Raw genomic sequence first — 6,911 nt, forward strand, 5'->3', positions numbered from 1 at the left:
GCTATGAAATTGTGCCCGGCCAGCATAGCAGACAATCCGGTCGTTGTTAACCGGTCGTTGGGCCTTTGTTAGTCGCCGGATATGGCCTGAGCATTTTGTTTGAGGGCGTCGAGTGTGGCGACGAATTGGTTGATGTCTGCTTGGCCAATGCCCTCGATCAGGCGGTTTGCCGTGTCGACGGTGAGAGGGGTTACTGTTTCAATAAGCTCGCGGGCCTTGTCGGTGATGTTTACAACGTGCGAGCGGCGATCGGTTTTATGCCTGGTGCGTACTACCAGGTCCTTGCGTTCAAGCGTATCGAGGTAGCGTGTGATGGTGGCCTGCTCCTTCTTGGTGATCTGAGCCAGCTCCTTTTGGGATAGTCCGCCTGTGCGGTCAAGCTGGTTGATGAGGTTCCATTGGCCCGGCGTGATGTCGTAGGGTTTAAGGGTTACTTCGAGCGATCGGGAGATGGAGCGCTGCGCATCGTACACGAGGTAGCCCAAAAGTTCGTTGTGCTTGTTTTCCATGCAAAATCCCTTTTCCGCGTGTTGGCGATTTATCTGCGCATTCCTACAGAACACAAAACCATACCTGACCGTGACCCGTCAAGAATCCAGCAGTTTCCTAGCGGAATCTCCGCGTAACTTGGTCGTATTACTCCGTAATTATGTTTTGCGTGCCTGCGCTTCAGTGTGTGCTGTTGGCGATGTCCCTGCTTCTTCGGCGCAATCGTGATAGGGGCTGTCCTTCTTTTGGGAGCACCGCGCAGAGGGGGATCGCGTTGTGCGCGGTTGTATTTTTTGTGCGCTGCTGGCGAAAGGTCGCGAAGGGCTGGATTGCGATGGGTGCCAGGTCGCTGCCGTATGCTGGAGTGTTTCACGTGAAACACTCCAGCATACGAGGCGGTACGCCCGATTCTCGTTTGCCCGCATGAGCATCGTTTTCGTTGAAAAGAAGAGGCTGCGAAAAAGAAGAATGAAATGAAACCAATGAAATGAAACGGAGAAATGAAAAAAGAAGAATGAAAAATTGAATGCGGAGAGGAGAGGATGAAGGAGAAAGGAGGCTGCTCATCACTATTTTTGAAAGAGATAAATAAAACATGTTGCACTAATAGTTAATATTCATATAATTAGCTATGCAAGTAAATTGCCGCAGCAAGGAGAGGGAGACGTGCGAAGGGCACGCAGCGGGGGAGCGATAGCTTTGCTTCTTTAGCGGGGGAATACGGCAACTGCGCAGTGCCCGAAGACTCCAAAAGCTCCGAAACCTCGAGCGCCGCCGATCGCCCTTCTTATCTCCTTCGGCAAAACTTGGCAACAAGAGGGCAAAGGAGGAGGAGAAATGTCACTTAAGATGAGTCGTCGCGGCTTCGTGAAGGCAACGGCTGTCGCGGCCACCTCGACGCTGCTTCTGGGGACGTCGGCTACGGCCGCCGTGGCCGACGAGGCGGCGGGTGCCAGTAACGCCTCGGCCGATGACGTGAAGAAGATCCCGAGCGCATGCCGCCAGTGCTATGGTCGCTGTGCGTTGTTTGGGCACGTCAAGGACGGACGCGTAACGAAGATCGAGGGCAACCCCGACCTGTTCAGCGAGGGCACCCTGTGCGCTCGCGCCATCGCCATCCCGCAAGAGCTGTACAACCCGCTGCGCGTGCGCTATCCGCAGAAGCGCGTGGGCGAAAAGGGTGGGGGGCAGTGGAAGCGCATCACGTGGGAAGAGGCCTATCAGGAAGCCGCCGATCGCTACACCAAGATCGGCGAGGAACACGGCTGGCACACCATCGCGCACCAGTACGGCACGGGTCGCGACATGTTGCAGTTCCAGGCCATCAACAAGCTGTGGCTTGAACTGGGAAGCACGGCTACGTTCGGCGTAGGCAACCTGTGCTGGGTGGGCTCGTACTTCACCAGCCAGCGCCTCTACGGCGACGAGACGCAGTACACCGGCTGGGATGGCAACAACACCGACTGCATCCTGATCTGGTGTCGCCAAGAGCGCAGCCGCGGCTACTACGACTGGCTGACCGTCAAGCGCGCACAAGAGCGTGGCGCAAAGGTGATCTGCGTCGATCCGCGCTACACCTGCACCGCCAGCAAGGCCGACCTGTGGCTACCCATCCGTCCCGGCTCTGACATGGCGCTGGTCCTAGCGTTCATCAACGAGATTATGCACTCGGACAAGTGCGCTACCGATTTTGCCCGCAACTTCACCAATGCCCCGTTCTTCATCGACGAGAAGGACGTCGAAGGCAAAGGTTCGGGCTACCAGCTGCGTCAATCCATGATGCAGGAGGGCGGCTCCGACGAGTTGTATCCTGCATGGGACGAAGCGCACGACCAGCTGATCTACTGGAGCGGCGACTGGCAGAACAAGCAGAACCTAGGCGGTCCGAAGGCGTTCAAATGGCTCGACGAGGCCGGCAATATCGTGGCCGACGCCAAGCCTGCGCTCACCGGCACGCGCGAGATCAACGGCAAGAAATACCGTACGTCGTGGGATATCCTGCTTGAGCACGTGACCCCGTGGACCACGGCGCGCGCCGCCGAGTTCTGTGAGATACCGGAAGACAAGATCAAGCAAGCCATCGGCATCTACCTGGACGCCAGCCCACACGCGTGCTTCACGCGCGGCCAGAAGGTGGAGTTCTCCATCAACACGTCGGGCATCTCGCAGGCGTTCACTATCATGATGGCGCTTGCCGGCAACTTCGACACCAAGGGCGGCCAGAATATCGGCCGCGAGCCCGCCACCGGCTACGACTCGTTTATGTTTGACGTGGTGCCGAACCAGGCCGGACGCATGGGGCAGCGCCGCAAGGAAACGGCCATGAACATCAAGAAGCTGTCCGTGTGCCAGAATACCGGCTATCAGGACATTCTTGTGGCTGACGATGCCACGGGCGAGCTGAAGACGACCAAGCAGAATTCCGGTGGCCAGGTCATCTACGGGCAGCAGGGCGGCTTCGGCGCCGCAACGACCAAGGCCATGGCCAAGGGCGACCCGTTCCAGATCTACGGCTATTGGCAGCAGACCAGCGAGCCTATCCTCTCCATCGAGGGCGGCCATGAGATCGTGGAGGGCTTCAAGAACCTGGACTTCTTCGTGAACGTGGATCTCTACATGACCCCTTCGGGCGAGCTGGCCGACATCATCTTGCCGGCAGCGCACCCCAACGAGGTCGACCGCGTGGAGTGGGCGCACTCAGGGCATGGATACCCCACCAGCCACACCTACCTCATCCGCCAGCCATTCCATGAGCCGCTGGGCGAGTGCAAGGACGACATGGACATCTGCTTCGAATTCGCGAAGTACATGGACGTGGATATGTACTGGAAGGACAAATACGAGTTCTTCGATTACATCGTGAAGGGCCCTGCCACGCTTCCGCCGCAGCTCTCCTGCGCGAACTTCGAGGAATTCCGCAACCGCATTAGCGTCACCGGTGTAGAGATGGCCACGGTCAAGGGCGCGCCCAAGTACGAGACGGGCTTTATGCGCAAGACGAGCGACTTCCGTCCGGGCTTCAACACCATGTTCCGCGGCAACAAGATGGGTGCGGTCTACCGCTTCCCCGGTGCGAAAACGCCTGATGGAAAAGTGATTCCGGGACACCCGCAGTCCGACAACGGCAAGATGGAAATGTGGTCGGAAGACTTGCTGCTCTACGGCAACGGCGCTCTGCCTATGTACATTGAGCCGCCTATTACGAAGCTGTCACGCACCGACCTTTTGGCCGACTATCCCTACACGCTCATCACGGGCGGCCGCTCCCATGTGTTCTTCCATACGGAGTACCGCAACAGCCCGTGGCTGCGCGAGGTGCATATGTTCCCCGTGATGGACATCAACCCGGTGACCGCTGCTGAAAACGGCATCAAGCAGGACGACTGGGTGTACATCGAGACGTATGTGGACAAAATCAAGCAACGCGCGAACCTGACGGAGTCCATCAAGCCAGGCATGATTCACGTGGAACACGACTGGTGGTTCCCCGAGCGCGAGGCCACCGACGACCTGCATGGCGCATTCGACAGTAACTGCAACGTGTTGTTCGAGAACAACGGTCCTTACGATCCAGCCGTGGGTACTGATAACTACGGAGGACTTTGCAAGGTGTATGTGGCCAAGGATGGTGCACCGAAAAATATTTGCATGAACGAAGAAGACCTGAAGATCTTCCTGCCGATGGCTACCGAGGCGATCTCTTCTGACGAGCAACAGGATGGCGTCAAGCAGGTTACCGTGAAGGGAGGTGCGAAATAATGACGCGCAATATCATATCTATCGACTTGGATAGCTGCATCGGATGCCACTCCTGCGCTGTGGTGTGCAAGCAGGAAAACGGCGTGGGGCTGGGCACCTATTACAACAAGGTGCTGACCGTGGGCCCGTCCGGCACGTATCCCGACCTGGAAATGTACTACCTGCCCGTGGCGTGCCAGCACTGCGACAACCCTGAGTGCGTGCACGTGTGCCCGACCGGTGCGAGCTACAAGCGCGAAGACGGCGTGGTGCTGGTGGACCACAGCAAGTGCATCGGCTGCCAGTACTGCGTCATGGCCTGCCCGTACGGCGTGCGTACCTACGATGAGGGCCGTGACAAGGGCGTCATCGAGAAGTGCACCATGTGCGCACACCTCATCGACAAGGGCGAGAAACCAGCCTGTGTGAAGCATTGTCCCGGCCAGGCGCGTCTCTTCGGCGATTTGGATGACCCCGAGTCGGATGTATCGAAGCTGCGCGCATCCAAGACCACGCACAAGCTCAAGGACGTGGGCAATCATCCGGGCGTTGACTATGCGTTGGATAAGTTCTCGTGGAAAGGGGACGAATAATGGAAGTCCAATGGCCCCTTCTGATCTTCAGTGTGCTGCTTGGTATCACCTCGGGTTCCTTTGTGTTCCTCGGTGTGGGCGAGCTGAAGAACAAGTTTGCTGAAGTTCGTTTTATGGGTGCGCTTATCGCGCTCGTCTTCCTGGCTGTCGGCGGCTGCGCCTCGGTGTTCCACATGGGGCATCCCGAACGCGCGACGCACCTGTTGGGCAACCTGGGTTCCGGGCTGTCGATGGAGCTGTTCACGGTGGGTATCACGGGGTTAGTCGCCATCGTGTACGTGGTGCTGTCACGTAAGGACTATCCGGGCGCGCGCAAGGTATTCGGCGTTATCGCCGCCGTGCTAGGCCTGGTGCTGCCGGTCGTGGCAGGTATGTCGTACCTGATTGCCGCACGTCCTGCATGGGATAGCGCTGCGCTGCCGCTGATGTATTTGGGTGCTGGCCTGGCAATGGGCTCGCTGCTCATGGCTGGTCTGGTGCTGCTGCGCGGCAATGCCAAGGAAGAAGGTGGATTTGCGCTGCGCCTGGCTCTGGCCGGTGTGGCGATCATGGTGGTGACGGCGGTAGCGTACGTGATCTGGGTGGCAATTGCCCCCTTCCCGGCTCCGTCGCGTTCGATCGAACGCTTGATCTCGGGCGACCTAGCGGTAATGTTCTGGTTGGGCGTCGTGCTGGTGGGCATGGTTGCGCCTGCTGCGCTTACGGCTCTGGCCTGCGTGAAGGCCACGAAGGGCGAAAGCGGCTCCGGGTCGGTCGAGCCGAAGAAGCTCGCTACCTATATGTTCGTAGCGTTCGCTTGCACGGCGGTGGGAACCATCGTCCTGCGCGTGATCATGTATGCGCTGGGTACCAGCGTGGAGCAATTCATCTACCACTGATGAGTAGGGTTTCGGGCGGCATTCGCTGGCTGGATGCCGCCCGGCTCTCGATCGCGTCCCCTGTCCAAACGCCTGCAACCCTCCCGCGGTGTTTGGACAGGGGGGACGGTCGAGCTACCGGAGAAGGAGAACCAATATGAGTGAAAACTTGTCTGCCGAAGTGGCGGAGAACCTTATCGAGTTTTGCGAGAATCGCGGGCGCATCTATACGCTGCTGTCGCGTTGCTACGAGAAGGAAATGGACGCAGCATTCGCGGCAGAATTCGCGGGGAGTGCCTCGTTCGAGTCGGATGACGTGGTGCTTGCGGAAGACTTCGCTGCTTTGCGGGCCGACCTTGCGGATTGCGACGAGGCGCAGCTCGAGCAGCTGGCCGTGGTGTTCGATCGCGCGTTTTTCGGTATGGGGCCGCGTACGGCGCAGAAAGCGTTTCCCTACGAGTCGGTGTACACGAGCGAGGGCGGCCTTATGATGCAGGACGCCTATAGCGCCGTGTTGCAGGTGTATCGCGATGCGAGCTTTGTGAAGAACCCCGGTTTTACGGAACCTGAGGACCACCTGGCTGTCGAGCTGGCTTTCATGGCGCTGCTGTGCGAGCGTGCGATCGAGGCGCTGCGAGGCGGCGACGAAGAGGGTGCCGAGACGCACCTGGCTGCCCAGCTCACGTTCTTGCAGCAGCATTTGCTGAATTGGGTGGCACCGTTTGCGCGCGATGTGCAGGCTGCTGCGGAAAGCGGTTTCTACCTGCATCTTGCCTTGTTTACGGAAGCGTATCTGGGCGCTGACGAGCAGGCGTTGGGCGAAGTGCTCGACTAACTCGTAGGTTCGATACGCAATGAGGAGATGGTGAACGTGGGGGAGGCCGTAACGCGCCGAGGATTCTTGGTGGTTGGTGCCGTAGGCGCGGCGATGGTGGGCGTGGGCGGATTCGGGGCCTTAACAAAACAGGTCGATGAGGCGTTTGTGCGTCCTCCGGGCGCAACGTCCAATGCAAGCCTGGTCGCGTCATGCGATCGCTGTCAGCGTTGTTTGCAAGCGTGCCCTTACGGCATTGTCACGCCAGTCCCCTTGGCGGACAACATCGTAGGGTATGGTACGCCGATGCTGGCGTTCCAAAACGGCTTCTGCAACTTCTGCATGAAGTGCACCGAGGCGTGCCCAACCGGTGCGCTGTCCTTTGGCGGAGCGCTCGAGCGCGATCTGGGTGTGGCGGTG

At 58.9% G+C, this 6,911-nt stretch carries 6 protein-coding genes; 5 read left to right on the forward strand and 1 reads right to left on the reverse strand.

Annotated elements, in window-relative coordinates:
- Nucleotides 1-68 precede the first annotated feature (68 nt).
- Nucleotides 69-509 carry a MarR family transcriptional regulator gene (locus tag RR842_RS10610; protein ID WP_332521612.1) on the reverse strand — a complete coding sequence of 147 codons (441 nt, stop codon included), beginning with the start codon at nt 507-509 and terminating at the stop codon, nt 69-71.
- 817 nt (nt 510-1,326) lie between these two features.
- Here RR842_RS10610 and RR842_RS10615 point away from each other — a divergent pair.
- The 5 genes from RR842_RS10615 to RR842_RS10635 all read left to right on the forward strand — a co-directional run.
- Nucleotides 1,327-4,248 (forward strand): molybdopterin-dependent oxidoreductase, encoded by a 2,922-nt coding sequence (locus tag RR842_RS10615; RefSeq protein ID WP_332521613.1) that lies wholly within the window; start codon nt 1,327-1,329, stop codon nt 4,246-4,248.
- Complete coding sequence (locus tag RR842_RS10620) at nt 4,248-4,820, forward strand: 4Fe-4S dicluster domain-containing protein (RefSeq protein WP_332521614.1); 573 nt, start codon at nt 4,248-4,250, stop codon at nt 4,818-4,820. The genes RR842_RS10615 and RR842_RS10620 overlap by 1 nt, the downstream gene beginning before the upstream one ends.
- Nucleotides 4,820-5,698 (forward strand): DmsC/YnfH family molybdoenzyme membrane anchor subunit, encoded by an 879-nt coding sequence (locus tag RR842_RS10625; RefSeq protein WP_332521615.1) that lies wholly within the window; start codon nt 4,820-4,822, stop codon nt 5,696-5,698. The genes RR842_RS10620 and RR842_RS10625 overlap by 1 nt, the downstream gene beginning before the upstream one ends.
- A 136-nt stretch (nt 5,699-5,834) precedes the next feature.
- Nucleotides 5,835-6,512 carry a molecular chaperone TorD family protein gene (locus RR842_RS10630; protein WP_332521616.1) on the forward strand — a complete coding sequence of 226 codons (678 nt, stop codon included), beginning with the start codon at nt 5,835-5,837 and terminating at the stop codon, nt 6,510-6,512.
- Between the two features lie 27 nt (nt 6,513-6,539).
- Nucleotides 6,540-6,911 (forward strand): 4Fe-4S dicluster domain-containing protein (locus RR842_RS10635; protein WP_332729715.1); only part of this gene is annotated, 372 nt, incomplete at its 3' end.

This window comes from Gordonibacter sp. (assembly GCF_036667095.1).
Lineage (GTDB): Bacteria > Actinomycetota > Coriobacteriia > Coriobacteriales > Eggerthellaceae > Gordonibacter.